The sequence below is a fragment of the Actinospica sp. genome (genome assembly GCF_035552695.1).
Classification (GTDB): Bacteria; Actinomycetota; Actinomycetes; order Streptomycetales; family Catenulisporaceae; genus Actinospica.
Genome location: NZ_DASZKT010000110.1, coordinates 11,957 through 30,387 on the forward strand (window position 1 = coordinate 11,957; position 18,431 = coordinate 30,387).

Consider the following 18,431-nt stretch of genomic DNA (forward strand, 5'->3'; position numbering starts at 1 on the left):
GGGCGGGGCTATTCGGCCTTTGCGGGCTGATCCTTCTCCAGCTCCTTCGCGGCCTCGTCCAGGCGGCGGAGGGCGGAGTAGGCGGTCTGCGGGTCGGTGGTGGGCCAGAAGCCGGGCAGGCCGGCGCGGAGGAAGTTCCCGTAGCGGGCGGTGGCGATACGGGAGTCGAGGATGGCGACCACGCCGCGATCCTCGTGCGCGCGGATGAGGCGGCCGGCGCCTTGGGCGAGCAGCAGGGCGGCGTGCGCGGCGGCGACGGCCATGAAGCCGTTCCCACCGGCCTTGGCGACGGCCTCCTGGCGGGCGTTGGCGAGCGGGTCGTCGGGCCGCGGGAAGGGGATGCGGTCGATGATGACCAGTTGGCACGAGGTGCCGGGGACGTTGACGCCCTGCCAGAGCGACAGGGTGCCGAACAGGCAGGCGCGCGGATCCTCGGTGAACTTCTGGATGAGCTGGGGTAGCGAGTCCTCGCCCTGACAGAGGATCGGATAGCCGAGGTAGTCGAGGCGGTGCCGCATCTCGGTGGCCGCCGCGTCGGCCGCGCGCATGGAGGAGAACAGGCCGAGCGTACGACCGCCCGCGGCGGCCATGAGCTCGGCGATCTCGGCGAACTGCTCCTCGGCGAGTTCCCGGCCGGGGGCGGCGAGGTGCTTGGCGGTGTAGAGGATGCCCTGCTTCGGATAGTCGAAGGGGGAGCCGACGTCCAGGGCCTGCCAGGGGATGGGGTGGTCCGCCGATTCGGACTGCTCGGCGGACCCGTCTGACGCCTCGCCAGAGTCATCGGAGGCGCCGGAGTCGGCGGTGGCCTCGATCATCGCGGTGCGGTCGGGGCGTTCGCCCTCGAAGCGGTCGGCGCGCTCGGACGGGTAGAGGCCGAGGGTTCCGGCCAAGGCGTCGAAGCTGCCGCCGATCTTCAGCGTGGCTGAGGTGAGGATCGCCGGGGTGCGCGCGAAGAGACGGTGGCGCAACTGCTGGGCCACCGAGAGCGGGGCGATCCTCAGCGCGGTGGAGCGCTCGGAGCGGTCGAGCCAGACGACGTCGTACTCGGAGTGCCGCAGGATGCGGTCGGCGAGTTCGAAGAGTTGCTCGGCGCCCGCCTGGGCCTGCCTGCGGGTGCCCTCGTCGGTCTTGTCGCGGTTCTTGCCGAGCGCGGACACGGCGTCACGTGCGGCGTCGCGCAGCATGGAGAGGGCGGCGGCGAGCGGCTCGGGCAGGTCGGTGAGGCGGCCTGGCTCGGTCTCGTCCAGTTCGACGCCGAACTCGGCGGCGGCGAGGTCGAGCTTCTGGGCCGTCAGGTCGTCGATGTGGCGGTGGCAACGCCGCGCGGCGCGCTCGGCGAGCCCCACGGTGAGTTCGCCGGAGTCGGCGCCGGTGGCGCGGGAGACGAGCTCGTGGGCCTCGTCGATGATGACGGCGTTGTGCTCCGGCAGGACCTTGATCTCCCCGTCGAAGGTGTCGATGGCGAGCAGCGCGTGGTTGGTCACGACGAGGTCCGCCGAGCGGGCGCGCTCCCTCGCGAGTTCGGCGAAGCAATCCTGGCCGAACGGGCACTTGCCGGCGCCGAGGCACTCGCGGGAGCTGACGGAGACCGTGCTCCAGACGCGGTCGGAGACGCCGGGGGCGAGCTCGTCGCGGTCGCCGGTCTCGGACTCCTCCGCCCACTCGCGCACGCGCAGGACGTGCCGCCCCATCTCGGACAGCTCCTTCGGGTTGAACAGGCCGTCCTGCTCCGGCTCCTCATCGCCGCCCGAGTTGATCCTGTTGAGGCAGACGTAGTTGTTCCGGCCCTTGAGCAGCGCGAATTCGGGGGCGCGGCCGAGCTGCGGGGTCAGCGCCTCGCTGATCAGCGGGAGGTCGTGGGCCACGAGCTGCCGCTGGAGCGCGAGCGTCGCGGTGGCCACGATGACGCGGCGCTCCTTGCGCCCCAAGGCGTGCGCGATCGCCGGGACGAGGTAAGCGAGCGACTTCCCGGTGCCGGTGCCCGCCTCGACGAGCAACGGGTCGCCCTGGCTCAGCGATTCGGCGACCGCCTTGGCCATCTGCTGCTGACCAGGCCGTGCCGTACCGCCGACCGCACCCACCGCGGCATCCAGCAACCCGTCGAGATCAGCCTTTCCCATGGCGGATAAGCCTAAGGGGTCGGACTGACAGGGACGGACCGTTCGCGGAGGTACGGGTCGGGATCGGGTTCCGGGTCGGGCTCGGTGTCAGGGGGCCGGGGGCGCGAGCGGGTTCGGGACGGTGCCGTACGGCTCGACGTGCGGACGCGTGGCCCGGTCGCGGTAGCCGTCGAGCAGGAGGCGGCCGCGGTTGAGGCAGAGCCGGTCGATGCGCGGCGTGGCGAGATCGAAGAGCTTGTAGCGGTCCGCGCGCTCGGGGAAGCGTGCCTGGTAGCCCGCGATCTCGGCGCGGACGAGTTCCCAGAACCGGTCGCCGGGCAGGTCGAGGCGCTGCTCCGACAGGTCGGCGAGGTAGCGGAAGTGGCCGATGAACAGGGCGCCGTGGAGGAACTGGCAGAGGTAGTCGGGGCGCTCGCGCAGCAGTACGGCGGCGGCCTCCGCGGGCAGGTCGGCGAGCTCGGGAAGGTCGGCGTCCGTCACGTTCACGTCGTCGACGAAGTCCTTCACTGCCAGGCGGACCGGCACCTCGTCCTCGCCGAAGACCACCACCGCGTTCTCGCCGTGCGGGGAGAACGCCGTGCCGTACGCGTAGAGGAAGTGCAGCAGCGGGGGCAGGACCGCGCGCAGCAGCCTGCCGAGCCATTCCTCAGCGGTCAGCCCGGAGCGGGCGATGAGTTCGGCGATGAGGGGCCGTCCATCGGAGCCGACCGACAACAGAGCGGCCAGGGTGCGGGCGCGTTCGCCCGCCTCCAGCGCCGCGGGCAGCGGCTCGCGCCAGATCGCGCCGAGCAGTTCACGGTACTGATACGGGATGCGCGGCATCCGATCGAGCACGTCGTGCCGCACGGAGACGGACGCGATCTCGCCGAGCAGGATCACCCGGCACTCCCCCGTCAGGTACTGGTCGGCGGCCGCGATCCCCTTCAGCCAGCCGGTGACGGCGGGTGCGGCGACGGTGCGCTCGGTCGGCAGGCCGCGCCAGACCAGCGTGTTCAGGATGGACAGCGGCAGCTTCACGTGCCGCCGTTCCGGGTGGTCCACGTTGCTGAAGGTGCGGATCGACTGCTGCGGCAGGTACGTGTCGTCGCCCTCGCCGAGGTAGACCATCCGCGCGTCCGCGATCTCCGCGCCGTAGAGCGTCTGGATCATCTCGTCCCACTGCCACGGGTGCACCGGCAGCCACCAGTAGCGGGCCGGGTTGCAGCCGCGCCGGATGAGCTCGGCGCCGAAGCGGACGCGTTCGGCGGGCGAGAGCTCCTCGGTGTAGAGCCGACGGGCCGTCAGTCCGGGCTCGGCACGGTATTCGGCGAGGTCGTCGCGGACCGCGATCCAGGCCAGCCGCCCCGGCTTGCGTCCTTCCGGTGCGAAGCGCTCGGTGTCCGAGGCGGAGAAGCCCACCCGGCCCTTGTTGAACGCGATCCACGGGTGGCCGGTCTGGTGGCCCTCCAATTCGGCGTATCCGAGGTCCGCGAGTCCGGCGGCGGTGGCCGTGGCGCGCGCGGCGATGCGCACGTCGGCGGCGAGCGTGGCGGCGAACTCGCGCACGAGGTGGCCCGCGGTGTCCCCGGCCAGGCCGAGCGTGCCCTGCGCGTCGGCGAGGAAGACGAGCGGGTCCACGGCCTGGTGACCGTCCCGGCGGACGGAGCCGGCTTCGACGAACCAGCTTCCGTAGGCTCCGCGCCGCGCCCGGAAGGCGTACTCCGTCTCCGCGCCCTCGGGCTTGCGCGCGGCCGGGCCGTACATGCTGTCGACGACGGGCGCGGGCGTGCCGGGTGTGGCGGCCTTCACCGCCAGCCGGTACCAGCCGTCCTCCTCGGGCACCGCGCGCGGCTCCAGCAGCTCCTCGTACGCGAACTCGCCGATCGTCTTGGCCAGCAGCTGCCGCCCGGCCGCGCGCCAGAGCAGCGCGGGGTCGGTCTCAGTCGAGGCCCTCGGGCGCGGCGGCGGGGTCATCGATTCCCGGGGACGGGTGGTGCTCGGGATCTCCGGCTGCGAGGGCAGCCGCGGGGCCGCTGGAGCGATCGGGATCTCCGCCTGTAACGACCGATCCGGCAGCTGCGGGGCCGGCGGAGGAATCGGGATCTCCACCTGCTGCGACAACTGATCCGGCACGGGAAGGGGCTGTGCTGGGACGTCGGTCACGGCGGTCCTCCGGCTGGCTGGGATTCTGACGGGGTGCTACGGCGTGCCGGGCACGCGTGACCTGGGCCGGGAGCGCGGTCACCCGGATGATCGCCTCGTCGGCGGCGGCGGCCGCGGCGGGGCTGAAGCTGGTGTGCGCGGTGCGCGCGGGCAGCCGGTACAGCTCGCGGCCCGTGACGGCGTTGAGGATCGAGGCCGCGCGGTACGCACCGAGCCCGAGGTCCGGCGTGCCCACCCCGTGCGTGTGCAGCTCGGCGTTCTGCACGTAGAGACCGGCGTCCGTCCCCTCCAGCACGACGCGGTGGTCGCGCCGGATCAGCGGCCTGCCTCGCGAGTCCCGGCGCACGAGCGCGTCGATCGGGCCGAGCAGCCGCGGCTGACGCTGCGCGTACCCGGTCGCGAGCACGAGCCGCTGGGTACGGATGCCGCATGCCGTGTTCGTACGGAAGTGCACGAAATCGAGGTCAAGCTCCTCGCCGCCCGGCGCACCCGGCGCATCGACCACGCGGCCGCCGATCGCCTCCACCCCCGGCAGCAGCGTGACACCGGTGGACGCGGGACCGCGATACGCGCGGCGATCCAGCTCGGCCCGGATCTCGGCGAGCGTCTCGTCGGACACGGCCTTGTACAGCCGCCCCTGCGTCGAGAGCAACTGGTCCCGAACCGGCTCCGACAGCTCGTGGAAATAGTCGGTGTAGTCCGGCGTGAAGTGTTCGAGCCCGATCTTCGAGTACTCCATCGGCTCGAACGCCGCGGACCTGGTCAGCCAGCGCAGCCTGCGGCCCGGCAGATGCCACCCGCGCAGCAGGTCGAGCACGATTTCGGCACCGGACTGGCCGGAGCCAAGCACGGTCACGTCGTCGGCCGCGCGGATCCAGTCGGCACGGTTCAGATAGTGCGCGCTGTGCGAGACCAGCGCGGCGCCGTCCTCGCACAGGGCGCGCAGCGCACCGGGGACGACGGGCTCGGTGCCGATTCCGAGGGCGACGTTCGCCGCGAGCACCGTGCGCGGACCCTCCGGCGAGTCGTAGCAGACCACGAATCCGTCGCGGCCGTCGGCGAGGGCGGCGTGCCGGACGGCGGTGACGCGGCAGCCGAAGCGGCAGGACTCCAGGCGCTCGGCCACGGCGCGGCAGTACGACTCGTACTCGGCGCGCGGCACGTGCCAGGCCTCGCTGAAGTAGAACCCGAACAGTCGGCCCTGGTCGCGCAGCCAGGCCAGATAGCTGTTCCGGTTGGTCGGGTCGACGAGGCTGACCAGGTCGGCGAGGAAGGGCACCTGGAGTCTGGCGCCGTCGACCATCATGCCGGGATGCCAGCCGAATCCCGCGTTCTCGTCGAGGAACAGGCAGGTCAGTGACTCGGTGGGCTCCGCGAGGGCGGCGAGTGCCAGGTTGAACGGGCCGATGCCGATGCCGACGAGCTCATAGGTGTCGGTCACGTGATCCCCCTGATCATCAGGGTCGCGCGCTTGTCCGGAAGATCCAGCGTGGCCGCGGCGCTGAATCCGGCGGCGGTGAACGCGCGCACGGAGGCGAGGTTGCGCTCGTCGGGCTCCGCGACGAGGCGCCGTGGCTTCCGGCTCTGGACCGCGTCGGCCAGGGCACGCAGCAGCACGCCGCCGATGCCGATCCCGCGGCAGTCGCTCTCGCCGATCAGCAGGTGTACGCCGAGGTCGTCCGGCTCGGCGGCGTAGTGACCGGCCAACGCGTCGTCGGCGGCCTGATACAGCTCCCAATAGCCGATCGCGCGGCCGGACAGGCGAGCGAGCATCGGCTGCGTGTGCGGCCGCGCGATCTGGGTGCGGACGTGCTCGGTGGTGCGCTCGGGCGGTCCGTCCAGCTCCCAGTACCGTGCGACGTCGGGGTCGTTCATCCAGCGGTGGATCAGCGGCAGGTCGCGGTCGGGCTTCACCGGCGCCAGCGTGAGGCGGCCGGCCGGGGTGGTCAGATCGAACCAGAGCGGGGGCGCGGTCCGCGTGGTCGCGGTCATCAGGACCCTCCCGGATTGAAGCAGGGATTGGGGATCTCGACGTACACGGACTGCGTGGCCAGCTCGCCGACCAGCTCGTCCAGACCGGCCGCGCGGGTGAGCAGATTCGCCTTGCAGCGCAGGCTGCTCGCGTTCAGCAGCAGCTCGGTCGGGCGGTGGCCGCGCAGCGCGGATAGCTGCTCGCGCGCGACGGCGAGCAGGTCGCGTTCCTCGGCCAGGCCCGCGCAGCCGAGCGCGCCGACGATGCCGAACAGGTTGTTGATGCCGACGTAGTAGACGAGCCGCTCGGTCACCACGTCGTCCGGCACGATCGTCGAGCTCTCCTTGCCGAGCTCCGGCTCCCCGGCCAGCTTCGCGAGCTCGTCGATCCGCGACTGCCGGTAGTAGAAGCCCTGGTTGTCGCGGTACCAGCCGGCACCCGGGTAGCCCTGCTCGTCCAGCTGGATCAACGTGTTCTGCTGGTGGCCCTCCAGCGTCACCCCGAGCTCCGCGTCCATCCACAGCATCGGCATGATCAGGTGGGTGATGTAGCGGCCGAACCAGTCCGTGGCGACGGCGCGGGCCGGGCGACCGGTGGCCGCGGCCAGGCCCTTGATGTGCGCGGCCAGCTCGTTCGCGGCTCCGTCCGAGGAGATCGCGCCGCGGCCGAGGTCGGTGAGCGCCGCGACGCAGTACACATAGTCGACCGGCCGGAACGGCGAATGGCGCAGCGAGACGTCCAGGCCCTGCACGCCCTCCACGGCGAGGTATCCCGCGTCCGTGAGCATCCGGAAGTTCGGGTGCGCGGCCAGCAGCCTGGTTCCCGCCTCGCCCGCGAACAGCCGGTGCGCCTCGATGCCGCGCAGCAGTTCCGTGCGCAGGTTCTCCCGCTTGGAGTTCGTGATGTTCAGGCCCAGCGAGAGCTTCATCATCACCGGCACGTCCGGCCGGTAGACCGTGCGCAGCGACGACGTGGCGAACCAGCGGGCGCCGGACCGGCCGCGGTGCCGCAGCTTCCCGGCGTCGACCAGTTGCCGCACGGCAGGCCGCCGCAGCAGGTCGGCGGCCTGCCAGGGGTGCGCGGGGACGAGCATGCCGTCGTCCGGCAGCATCCCGCTGAGGAAGGTGCACAGGTCGTGCGCGGTCGGGCCGAGCTCGCTGTCCTCGGCGATCAGCGACGCGTCGACGCTGAACCAGTCGAGCTGGAATCCGCCGCGCAGTTCGGGGCTGTACGCGGTCTCGGTCAGGTTGTCGCGGCTCTTCGGACTCGGATGCAGCGGATGGCCCGCGAGCAGCGCCTGCTCGGCGGCGAGGAAGGGCGTGGTCTGGATGCCGGTGGCCTCCGGGTCGGGGAGCGCCGGATCGGCGGCCCGGTCGGTGAGGTGCGCGGCGATCCTCTCGGCGGATTCCCGCGCCCGCGCGGCGAGGTCCTCGGCCGCCGCCCGCTCCGCGGTGGCCCCGCCCATCAGCCGGGCCAGCTCGCCGGGCGTGATCGGACCCCGGCCCGTCCGCGCCTGGCCGAAGCGGTGCCAGCCGGTCGCCGACCAGTAGCGCACCGGTACGGTGACGGTGTCTGGACCGATCTCCAGCACCAGGTCGGCGGCGGCCGGGCGGGGCACCCGGTGCTCGCGGACCCAGCAGCGCAGCAGGCTCTCCACGGCGAGCCGGGCGGCGGCGTCCGAGATCGCGGCGGCTGGAGTCGGTGGCGGCTGCGTCTGCACGGCTGTGGTCACGGGCGGTTCCTCGGGCTGTATGTCGGGCGGTGGGTTCAGCTGCTCGGCACGTCGCAGGCGCGGGCAGCCGCGGCGACGAGTTCGAGCAGCGCGTCGAGTTCGGCGAAGGTCGTCTCCGGCCGCAGCAGCGTGAACTTGAGCCGCACGGAGCCGGGACCGCCGCCGGGCAGCGCGGTTCGGCCGACGACGGCGCTGCCGGCGGCCAGCAACGCGCGCCGGGCCTCGGCGTTCACCCGGTCGGGATCGCCGTGCCGGGCGCGGTAGCGGAAGAGCACAGTGGTCAGCGCGGGCGGCAGCGCGAGCTCGAACTCGGGCCGTGCCTCGATCGCGGCGGCGACGTACGTGGCCTGGGCGAAGCAGCTCTCGATCATCCGCGTGTAGCCGTCGAGGCCGTGGTGGCGGGAGGCGGCGAGGATCTTCACGGCGTCCGGGCGACGCGTGGTGCGCAGCGAGCGGCCGAGCAGATTCGGATAGCCCGCGGCCTCGTCGTCGGGTGCGCAGAGATAGGCGACGCGGCGTGAGATCGCGTCAAGGGCAAGCGGATCGCGGGCGAGCAGCAGGCCGGCCGGGATGGGCTGCCAGCCGAATTTGTGCAGGTCCACGCTCGCCGAATCGGCCAGTTCGATCCCGGCCAGCATCGAGCGGCGGACGTTGGAGAGCAGCAGCCCCCCGCCGTACGCCGCGTCCACGTGGAACCAGGCGCCGTGCTCGCCGGCCACGTCCGCGCACTCGGCGAGCGGGTCGATGGCTCCGGCGTCGGTCGTCCCTGCCGTGGCCACGACGGCGACGAGCGTGTCCCCGGCGGCATCGATCCGCTGCGCTGCCTGCGCGAGCGCGGCCGGATCGATGCGGTGGTCTTCGTGCACGGGTACCGAAACGACGGCGCGTTCGCCGAGCCCGAGTTGCGCGGCGGCGCGAGCGACGGAGAAGTGCGCTACGTCCGAGGTCAGGATGCGCAGCCGACCTGCGGCGGACGCGGGGATGCCCGACTCGGCGGCATCGACCGCGTACGCGCGGGAGAGTGCGGCATCGCGGGCGAGCAGCAGCGCGAAGTAGTTGGATTCGGTGCCGCCGGACGTGACCGAACCGGCGCCGGGCTCGCCGAAGGCCAGGGCGCTGAACTCGGAGATGACACAGGATTCGATGACGGCCGTGGCCGCGCTCTGATCCCATGAGTCCTGCGAGGGATTGAGCGCGGCGACGAGCTGGTCCGCCTCGACGGCCACCGGATCCGGCGAACAGTGCAGGTGAGCCGCCGTGAACGGGTGCGAAGGACGGACAGTGTGGGTCGGCAGGTAGCCGAGAAGGTCGTCGAACGACTCCGCACCGAGCCCGGTCGGCGGCAGCACCGGCGTGAACGCGGCACGCACCTCAGCCTCGAGTGCCGCGGGCCCGCCCGCAGGGAGTGGTCCGCCAGGCGAGCTCATGGTCGCCAGGCGGCGCTCGCGGCCGCGATGGAGTCGAGCACCAGATCGCGCACCTGCTCGGCTTCGAGCTCGGTCATGGTCAGCGGCGGCAGCAGACGCAGTACGGCACTGTGCCGACCGCCGAGCTCCACGATCAGCCCGCGCCCCAGCGCCTCCGCGCGCACGCGGCGGGCCAGGCCGGGCGCGGCGGGCCGGGCGCCGAGCGCGTCCACCGAAGCCTCCGGGTCCACCAGGTCGAGGCCGATCATCAGGCCCCTGCCGCGTACGTCGCCGATCGCGGGCAGTTCGGCCATCGCGTCGACGAACTCGGCGCGCAGTCGGTCGCCGAGCTTGCGGGACCGCTCGGCCAGGCTGTTCTCGGCGACGAAGCGCATGGTCGCCGTTCCCGCGGCCATCGCCAGCTGGTGGCCGCGGAACGTGCCGGTGTGCGCGCCCTCTTCCCAGACGTCGTACTTCGAGCGGTAGACGATCACGGCCAGCGGCAGGCCGCCGCCGATGGCCTTGGACAGCACCATGATGTCCGGCACGACCTCGGCGTGGTCCACGCCCCACATCTCTCCGGTGCGCCCGAGGCCGGTCTGCACCTCGTCGGCGATCAGCGGCATGCCGTGTTCGCCGGCGAGCGCGGAAAGCGACCGCAGCCAGCCGTCCGGCGCGGGGATCACGCCGCCCTCGCCCTGTACGGGTTCGACGATCACGGCCGCGGGAGGGGTCATACCGCTGCCCGGATCGTCGAACAGCCGCCGAGCGTGCTCCACGGCGATGCGCTCCCCCGCGATCCCGCCGACGCCGTACGGGCAGCGGTAGTCCTGCGGGAAGGGCAGCCGGGTCACGCCCGAGTCCAGCACCCGCGCCGGAGTGCGTACCGCCACGTTCCCGCTGGCCGCGAGCGCGGCGGCCGTCATCCCGTGGTACGCGCCGGTGAAGGTGACGAGCCCGGAGCGGCCGGTGGCGGTGCGCGCCAGCTTGAACGCGGCCTCGACGGCGTCGGAGCCGCTCGGCCCGCAGAAGTGCACCCGCGCGTCCCCGGCCAGTTCGCCGGGGAGCAGGCCGAGCAGGGTATCGGTGAACTCGTCCTTGATCGGCGTCGCCAGATCCAGCACGTGTATCGGCGCGCCCTGGTCAAGGACCCTGCGCACGGCCTCGACGGTGACCGGGTGGTTGTGGCCGAGCGCGAGCGAGCCGGCGCCGGCGAGGCAGTCCAGGTATGTGCGGCCGTCCGCGCCGTACACGGTCATGCCCTCCGCGCGGACGGGCACCACCGGCAGGTGCCGGGCGTAGCTGCGCGCCGACGATTCCCGCGCCTGCTGCCTGGCCAGCACGCCCTCGGGATCGCAAAGCTCGTCGACGCTCAAGTCTTGACCTCACAGCTCGTTCCGATGCCGCGTTCATCAGAAGATCGTTGTGAGGCAAGCCTTATCCAGGCGCCATGACCGCGTCAAACCGATTCACTACTGTGAGTGACAAGTAGGATGAGCGAACCGCCGGGCCTGAGAGGTTCCTCGGGCCCGGCGGTTGACGGAGAATCAGCTCAGGTATTCGGCGAGCGCGGCGTTCAGCGGGGCGTCCACCCGGGCCAGCACGCGGGTGCCGGTCTCCAGGTGCGTCTCGCTGAGCAGTTCGCCGTGCTGGTGGATACGCGAGATCAGGTCGCCGCGGCCGTACGGGATCACCGCGTCCACCTCGAAGGCGGGGCGGGGCAGGTCGTCCTCGATCGCGGCCAGCAGCTTGTCGATGCCGGCGCCGGTTCGCGCGGAGACCACCACGGAGTGCGGCTCGCGGCGGCGCAGCCGGGCGAGCACGTCCGGGTCCGCGGCGTCCGCCTTGTTGAACACCACGATCTCCGGGACCTTGGCCGCGCCGATCTCCTGCAGCACCTCGCGGACCGCGGCCACCTGGCCCTCGGGGTCGGCGTCCGAGGCGTCGACCACGTGCAGGATCAGGTCCGCGTCCACCACCTCCTCGAGCGTGGACCGGAAGGCCTCGACGAGCAGGTGCGGCAGGTGCCGGACGAAGCCGACGGTGTCCGCGACGGTGTAGCCGCGGCCGCCGGCGGTCTCGGTGCGCCGCACGGTCGGGTCCAGGGTGGCGAACAGCGCGTCCTCCACCAGCACCCCGGCTCCGGTGAGCCGGTTGAGCAGCGAGGACTTGCCGGCGTTGGTGTACCCGGCGATGGCCACGGACGGGACGGCGTTGCGCCGCCGCTCGTGCCGCTTGGCGTCGCGGCCCTTGCCGAGCGCCGCGATCTCCCGGCGCATCTTCGCCATCTTCTCGCGGATCCGCCGCCGGTCCAGCTCGATCTTCGTCTCACCGGGACCGCGGGTGGCGATGCCGCCGCCCCCGGCCGTACCGCCGCCGCCCATCTGCCGGGACAGCGACTGGCCCCAGCCGCGCAGCCTCGGCAGCATGTACTGCATCTGCGCGAGCGCGACCTGCGCCTTGCCCTCGCGGGACTTGGCGTGCTGGGCGAAGATGTCGAGGATCAGCGCGGTGCGGTCCACCACCTTGACCTTGACCACGTCCTCCAGGTGGATCAGCTGGGCCGGGGTCAGCTCCCCGTCGCAGATCACCGTGTCGGCGCCGGTCTCGGCGACGATGTCGCGCAGCTCCCTGGCCTTGCCCGAACCGATGTAGGTCGCCGCGTCGGGCTGGTCGCGGCGCTGGATCACGCCCTCGAGCACCTGCGATCCGGCGGTCTCGGCGAGCGCCGCGAGTTCGCGCAGCGAGGCGTCGGCCTCCACGGCGTTGCCGGAGGTCCAGACGCCCACGAGTACGACGCGTTCCAGGCGCAGCTGCCGGTATTCGACCTCGGTGACGTCCTGGAGCTCGGTGGACAGGCCCGCCACGCGGCGCAGCGAGGCCCGGTCGGCTCGGTCGAACTGCTCGCCGTCGTAGTCGCTCCCGGCGCCATTGATCTCATACTCGGAATCGACTTCATAACGGGAGTTGGTCATCTGTGCCTTTCGGAAGGGGTGTCGGTGATTCGATGGTCGCACGGAGCGCCGCCCGGGGCACGCCGTTTTCCGCGGCGCTCATGCCGAAAGCCCCGTTCCACGAACGCGGAACGGGGGTCGGCTTTGAGGTTCTGGCAGGTCTGCGTGGTCCGCCTGCTATCGCAGCGCGAGCTGCGGTACGGCACCCGCGCCCGGCAGGATCACCGGATAGGCGAGCAGGTTCGGCGAGCCCATCGCGAGGTGCGGGGCCGATACGGGGTTGTTGACATGCCCGGGTACGTTGACCGGGCCCAAGGCGGCCGAGTTCACCGCGGGGGCCGGTACCGGTACCGGCCCGACCGCGAGGTTCTGGGTGCCGGACACGGCGCCGACCGCTGCCGGGGTGCGCCGGGTGACCGGACGCGCCGCGGGACGGGCACCGGGGCGCACCGCTCCGCGCGCCACCGGCTTGGCCAGCGGCATGCTCTTGACGGACGACTTGTCGTTGGCGCCGACCCGGGCCGTGGGCACCGGGGCGGAGATGCGCTCGGATTCGAGCTGGGCGGCGAGTTCGGCCGCGGCGAGCTCGATGGACACTTCGCGGAGCACGTCGGACAACCGGGCCTCGAGCGCGTCGCAGATCGCGGCGAGCAACTCGGAACTCGGCTCCTTCTGGCCGCGCTCGATCTCGGAGAGGTACCCGGGCGAGATTCTCGCCGCTGCGGCCAACTGCCGCAGGGTACGCCCTTCGTCCTGGCGCTTGCGCCGGAGCACATCGCCGAGCAGGCGACGGATCAGGATCATGGCGTCGCTCCCTCCCTCTCGTGAACTCGTAGTCGGTTTTCGGCCGCGGGTTCCGATTCCGGCTGCTCCCGGCTCTGCCGGGAGGCACCCTTGGCGGCGCCCGTTCGCGCTCCGCCGTCCCCGCGTCACGGGGAGCGGCTTGCGGCCACCGTACCCGCTCCGGGTCCGGTATTCACCGGGTCGGCCGGATTTTCTTCCCGCCGGGACCGGTGGCGTCGTCCGGCGGTGGCGGCGCCTTCCCTTCACCGGGGAGCGCCACCGTCCCGTCCAACGGCCGAGCGTCGAACTAAATTCCCTCGTCCGCACCGTGCGCTGCACGGTGCGTTCATCTGCGCGGTCTGCTTCACCGCTCACTCTAAGACGTGCCACCGACAGAACCGGTTCATGCTTCCGACCGGGAAACTTTTGTCCGGCCGTTACCCCGCGGCCCAGGATGTGAGATGCGCCACCGCGCAAGACAGCGCCAGCCGGGTCGCCGCCTGCTGGATCTCCGCGCGGTCCCCGGCGAAGCGCTCGTGGCTCACCACGGCGTCGTCGTCGGGGCCGACCACCGCGACGTACACGGTGCCGACCGCCTTGCCGTCCTGCTCGCTCGGGCCCGCGACGCCGGTGGTGGCGATGCCGACGTCCGCCCCGCAGAGCTTCCGCACGCCGAGCGCCATCTGCCTGGCCACCTCGCCGTCCACCGCGCCGACCCGGTCGAGCAGCGCCGAGTCCACGCCGAGCACCCGGGCCTTGAGGTCGGTGGCGTACGCGGTCACCGAGCCGCGCAGCACGGCCGAGGCGCCGGGCACGGCGGTGACCGCGGCGGCGACCCGGCCGCCGGTGAGCGACTCGGCCACGGCCAGCGTGAGCCGGGAGCGCAGCGCCAGGGTGAAGAGCCGCAGCGCCGGGTCGACGTCCTCGGCGGTCCCGCCCTCGGCCGCCGTGTTCCGTGCCGTCTGCGGGTTCTGGCTCATGTCCGTCATCGTCTCATCGCCCGGCACGCAGCCGCACGGCGCGCACCACGTAGTCCGCGCCGGTGCCCACGGTGAGCGCGAGCGCCGCGGCCATCACCACGGTCGCGGTCCAGTCCAGCCAGGCCACGCTCTGCAGCGGCAGCACGTAGAGGAAGATCGCGAGCGCCTGCAGCGCGGTCTTCAGCTTGCCGCCCGGGCTCGCCGCGATCACGCCGTACTTGATCACCCAGAAGCGCATCAGCGTGATGCCGATCTCGCGCACCAGGATGGCGGCGGTCACCCACCACCACAGCCGGTGCTGCGCGCTCAGGCAGATCAGCGCCGCGCCCATCAGGGCCTTGTCCGCGATCGGGTCGGCGATCTTGCCGAAGTCGGTGATCAGGTGCCTGCGGCGGGCCAGCTCGCCGTCGAGGCGGTCGGTGAGCCCGGCGACGAAGAACACGGCCGCCGCCGCCAGCCGCCACCGCGTGTCGTGCCCGCCGTCGTGCACGAAGACCAGCACGAACAGCGGCACGAGGGCGATCCGGAGCATCGTCAGCAGGTTGGCGACGTTCCAGTTCGAGACCTGCGCGCGAGGAGCCGGCGCCGGCTCCGGGGCCACGTCTATCCGCCCGTCGGCCGGCGTACTCACCCGCGCTCCAGGGTTTGCCCGGGCGCGAGCTCCGCGACCAGGTCCACGCCCTCGCTGTCCAGTACGACCGCGTCCACCAGGTCGCCGACCCGGACCCCGGCGAGGTCGCCGGTGAGCCGTACCGCGCCGTCCACCTCGGGCCCCTGGTGCGCCGCGCGGCCCTCGACATAGCCGCCGCCGGAGACCTCCTCGACCAGCACCCGGAGCTTCTCGCCGACGCGCTCGGCGGCCCGCTGCGCGACCAGGTCGTCCGCCAGGTCGGCCAGCGCGGCCGCCCGCTCGTCGATCACGTCCTGGTCCAGCTTGTCCGCGAAGCCGGCGGCCTCGGTGCCGTCCTCGTCGGAGTAGCCGAACACGCCGATCGCGTCCAGCCGGGCCTCCGTCAGGAAGCGCTCGAGCTCGGCGTAGTCCTCCTCGGTCTCGCCGGGGAAACCGACGATGAAGTTGGACCGGGCCCCGGCGGCGGGCGCCAGGTCGCGGATCGAGGCGAGCAGCTCCAGGAAGCGGTCGGTGTCGCCGAAGCGGCGCATCCGGCGCAGCACGCCCGGGGCGCTGTGCTGGAAGGACAGGTCGAAGTACGGCACCACCTTGGGCGTCGTGGCCAGCACGGTCACCAGGCTGGGCCGCAGCTCCGCGGGCTGCAGGTAGGACACGCGGATCCAGTCCAGGCCGTCGATCGCGGAGAGCTCGGGCAGCAGCGTCTCGAGCAGTCGCAGGTCGCCCAGGTCCTTCCCGTAGGACGTGGAGTTCTCGCTGACCAGCACCAGCTCGCGGACGCCCTGCTCGGCCAGCCAGCGCGCCTCGCCGAGGATGTCGGCGGGGCGGCGGGAGAGGAACGCGCCGCGGAACGAGGGGATGGCGCAGAAGGAGCAGCGGCGGTCGCAGCCGGAGGCCAGCTTGAGCGGGGCCGACGGGCCGTCACCGAGGCGGCGGCGCAGCGTGCGCGGGCCAGATGCGGGGGCGAGGCCGTCCGGCAGGTCCTTGATGGACCCCTCGCCGTGCCCCGGCACCGCGGCCGTCCCGGCCTGCCGCTCCACCGGCGTCAGCGGGAGCAGCAGCCGGCGATCCGTGGGGACGTGCGCCTCGACGTGCCCGCCGCCGAGGATGGTGCGCAGCCGGTCGCCGATGTCCTGGTACGAGTCGAAGCCGAGGACCGCGTCCGCCTCGGGCAGCTCGTCCGCCAACTGCTTGCCGTAGCGCTCGGCCAGGCAGCCGACCGCGACCACGGCCTTGGTCCGGCCGCGGCCCTTGAGGTCGGAGGCGGCCAGCAGGGTGTCGATCGAGTCCTTCTTCGCCGCGTCCACGAAGCCGCAGGTGTTGACCACCGCGATCTCCGCCTGCCCGGCCTCGTCCACGAGCTCGAAGCCGTCCGCCGCGAGCCGGCCGGCCAGTTCCTCGGAGTCCACGTCGTTGCGGGCGCAGCCGAGGGTGATCAGGGCGACCTTGTGCGACGCGCGGGCCTCGCGCGGGTCGCGGGCGTCGCGTGCGTCTTCGGGCAGCGTGGATTCGGGCATGGCGGAGCTCGGCATGGAACCAGGGTATCCGGCGCGGACGGCGGTCCGGGTATCCCGGCTCCCGCCTACAGCTGCCCCTGCGGGCCGAAGCTGGTGCTGACGACCTGTCCGTCGGTTCCGGCGCTGGTCACGCTCTTGCCGTTGAGCAGCAACGCCACGCCCGCCGCGTTGCCCAGCGTGACGTCCAGCCGGGACTTGTCGGTGAACTCCTTGGTCGTCCCCGGCCCCAGGATGTTCCAGTAGAGCTGGCGCCCGGCCGAGTCGGTGACCCCGACCCAGACCGGTTCGGTCTTGGTGCTGATCTTGAGGTCCACCGGGGCCTTCGGCGCGACGGCGGGCGCGGGCCGGGTGACGGGCTTGGCGGCGGCCTTGGGCGCCGCGGCGTGCTGCGCCTTGGCCTGCGGAACGGCCGCGCCCGCCGCACCGGCCGCCGCGGTCGTCGCGGGCGCGTCGTGCGGCCAGAGCTGCACGGCGGCCACCAGACCGACCGCGCCGATCGCCCCGAGCAGCGCGAGCGACCAGTTGGGCCCGGAGCGGGCCGCCGCGGTCTTCGCGCCGCCGAGGAACGCGGCGGGAGCCTCGTTGACCGCGGCCCCGTCGGAGACCAGCGGGTCCACCAGCCGCGCGGCCGAGCCGGAGTCGGCGTCGGTGTAGTCCTCGCGGCGCGGCTGCTTGAGCGCGGGCAGGTCCGGCGGCGTGCTCGCGCCGACCATCGGCACCAGCGAGGGCAGCGCGCCCGGCACGATCGTGGGCAGCACCGCACGGGCCCGGTTCGTGGCCGCCTGCCGGGCGTCCTTGCGGGCCGAGCCGAGCGGCTTGTCGGTACGCGGCGGCGCGCTCGGATTCGCGGTGCGCGGCTTGCGCAGGTCGCGTTTCGTCAGCGGGGGAAGGTGGACGGCGCCGTACCTGAGCAGCAGCGGCTCCGGGTCCACCCCGACCGCGCGCGCATAGGCGCGGATGTGCCCGCGGGCGTAGACGTCGCCCCCGCAGTGCTCGAACTGCCCCGCCTCGACCCGCCGCAGCGTCTCCGGCGTGATGCGTGTCAGTTCACTGACTTCACGTGCGGTGAGGCCGCGGTCGAGCCGGGCCTGCAGCAGCAGCTCCCCGATCTCCTTGTGCCCCGTGCCCGCGGCGCCGCCGCCCGCTCCCGCGCCCTGCTGAGTCCCGCGGACCCGGTCCTCCCCGTCCTGCTGTGCCATTTTTTCCCGCCTCCGGTGCTGTGCTCTACGCGCGACCCGTTTATCTGCTTGCCTTACCGGATGCACCTGCCCGGTTCCGGGCCACCCGTCCCCTCCCGAGCCGTGGATTCCCCCGATTGGCGGGCGCGCGTCCGATCGCCTAACGCCCCGTCAGCGGAAAGGTCACGCATTCCCGACCGACCGAATCGGCACCCGGACCCGACCGTCGAACGGCCTCACGGCCCCAGGAGCACGGCCGGGATCACCGCGATGCCGTCGGCACGCCGGTACGCCGTCTTACCGGTGTAGAGCACGGCGGCATCCAGCAACTCACCGCCGAGCTTGTCGCGCAGCCAGCGAAGGTGGGCCACGTCCCCGTCCGTCACATTGCTGCTGAGTTTCACCTCGACGGCCACGACGCGGTGATCGTCGCGTTCGACGATGAAGTCCACCTCGTGGTTGGCATCGGAGGTCCGCAGATGGCTGACCGACGCCTCCGAGTGCTGCGCGTAGACCCGCAGGCTGAGCGCGACGAGCGACTCGAACAAGGCGCCGAGCAGAGTGCCGTGCCTGCGGGGAACCGCAGGCAGCGTCGTGAGATCCCGGCCCTCGATCAGCGCCTCGCGGGACGCGCCGAGCAGCCGCGCGGCAAGGGCTGGATCGGCCAGATGGTGCTTGGGCGCCTGAGCCAGCCGTGCAAGCTGGTTGTTGACGGGCAGCCAGCCCGGGACGGGGTCGAGCATCCAGATCTGGGCAAGCACGTCGCGGTACGCGATCGTGGTCGTCTTGGCGGGCTTTTCGACATCGCCCGCGGTCGAAGCGTCAAGAATGGCGTTGTACGACGCTGTGGTCGAAGTCGCAGCCGCATACGCGGTCAACCAGGCGCGCAGCGTGGCCGGACGTCGCACGACATAGCCCTGTTCCCGAAAGTCGTGCTCGACGATGCGCGCGAGATATCCGTCGAGCTGCGCTCGGCACGCCCGCGCGGGCAGCCGGTGAATCGCGGGAAAGCCCGACGT

12 protein-coding genes and 2 pseudogenes are annotated in these 18,431 nt (G+C 72.5%); all 14 read right to left on the reverse strand.

The window, feature by feature from the left end; translation table 11 throughout:
- Positions 1-8: 8 nt before the first annotated feature.
- A complete protein-coding gene (locus VG296_RS13345; protein WP_325566000.1) occupies positions 9-2,120 on the reverse strand; it encodes an ATP-dependent DNA helicase in 2,112 nt (703 codons plus the stop codon).
- A gap of 87 nt (positions 2,121-2,207) precedes the next feature.
- A complete protein-coding gene (locus VG296_RS13350) occupies positions 2,208-4,073 on the reverse strand; it encodes an IucA/IucC family siderophore biosynthesis protein (protein ID WP_325566001.1) in 1,866 nt (621 codons plus the stop codon).
- Positions 4,039-5,703: a lysine N(6)-hydroxylase/L-ornithine N(5)-oxygenase family protein gene (locus VG296_RS13355; RefSeq protein ID WP_325566002.1), complete on the reverse strand. Its 1,665-nt coding sequence runs from the start codon at positions 5,701-5,703 to the stop codon at positions 4,039-4,041. Before VG296_RS13355 ends, VG296_RS13350 begins: the two co-directional genes overlap by 35 nt.
- On the reverse strand, positions 5,700-6,254 hold the full coding sequence (locus VG296_RS13360) for a GNAT family N-acetyltransferase (protein WP_325566003.1): 555 nt from the start codon (positions 6,252-6,254) through the stop codon (positions 5,700-5,702). The genes VG296_RS13355 and VG296_RS13360 overlap by 4 nt, the downstream gene beginning before the upstream one ends.
- On the reverse strand, positions 6,254-7,966 hold the full coding sequence (locus VG296_RS13365) for an IucA/IucC family protein (RefSeq protein ID WP_325566004.1): 1,713 nt from the start codon (positions 7,964-7,966) through the stop codon (positions 6,254-6,256). Before VG296_RS13365 ends, VG296_RS13360 begins: the two co-directional genes overlap by 1 nt.
- 35 nt (positions 7,967-8,001) lie before the next feature.
- Positions 8,002-9,393, reverse strand: a complete 1,392-nt coding sequence (locus tag VG296_RS13370) for a pyridoxal phosphate-dependent decarboxylase family protein (protein ID WP_325566005.1) — start codon at positions 9,391-9,393, stop codon at positions 8,002-8,004.
- Positions 9,390-10,748: a diaminobutyrate--2-oxoglutarate transaminase family protein gene (locus VG296_RS13375; RefSeq protein WP_325566006.1), complete on the reverse strand. Its 1,359-nt coding sequence runs from the start codon at positions 10,746-10,748 to the stop codon at positions 9,390-9,392. The genes VG296_RS13370 and VG296_RS13375 overlap by 4 nt, the downstream gene beginning before the upstream one ends.
- A gap of 171 nt (positions 10,749-10,919) precedes the next feature.
- A complete protein-coding gene (gene hflX, locus VG296_RS13380; protein WP_325566007.1) occupies positions 10,920-12,347 on the reverse strand; it encodes a GTPase HflX in 1,428 nt (475 codons plus the stop codon).
- A gap of 504 nt (positions 12,348-12,851) precedes the next feature.
- Positions 12,852-13,130: pseudogene (locus tag VG296_RS13385) on the reverse strand (helix-turn-helix domain-containing protein); the annotation flags it as partial.
- 416 nt (positions 13,131-13,546) lie between these two features.
- Complete coding sequence (locus tag VG296_RS13390) at positions 13,547-14,089, reverse strand: CinA family protein (protein ID WP_325566008.1); 543 nt, start codon at positions 14,087-14,089, stop codon at positions 13,547-13,549.
- 13 nt (positions 14,090-14,102) lie between these two features.
- On the reverse strand, positions 14,103-14,720 hold the full coding sequence (gene pgsA / locus VG296_RS13395) for a CDP-diacylglycerol--glycerol-3-phosphate 3-phosphatidyltransferase (RefSeq protein WP_325566009.1): 618 nt from the start codon (positions 14,718-14,720) through the stop codon (positions 14,103-14,105).
- A pseudogene (gene rimO, locus VG296_RS13400) lies at positions 14,717-16,182 on the reverse strand (30S ribosomal protein S12 methylthiotransferase RimO); the annotation flags it as partial. The gene pgsA and the pseudogene rimO, both read right to left, overlap by 4 nt.
- Before the next feature lie 117 nt (positions 16,183-16,299).
- Positions 16,300-17,433, reverse strand: a complete 1,134-nt coding sequence (locus tag VG296_RS13405) for a helix-turn-helix domain-containing protein (RefSeq protein ID WP_325566011.1) — start codon at positions 17,431-17,433, stop codon at positions 16,300-16,302.
- Between the two features lie 215 nt (positions 17,434-17,648).
- On the reverse strand, positions 17,649-18,431 hold a 783-nt coding region (locus VG296_RS13410), incomplete at its 5' end, for a DUF4143 domain-containing protein (RefSeq protein ID WP_325566012.1).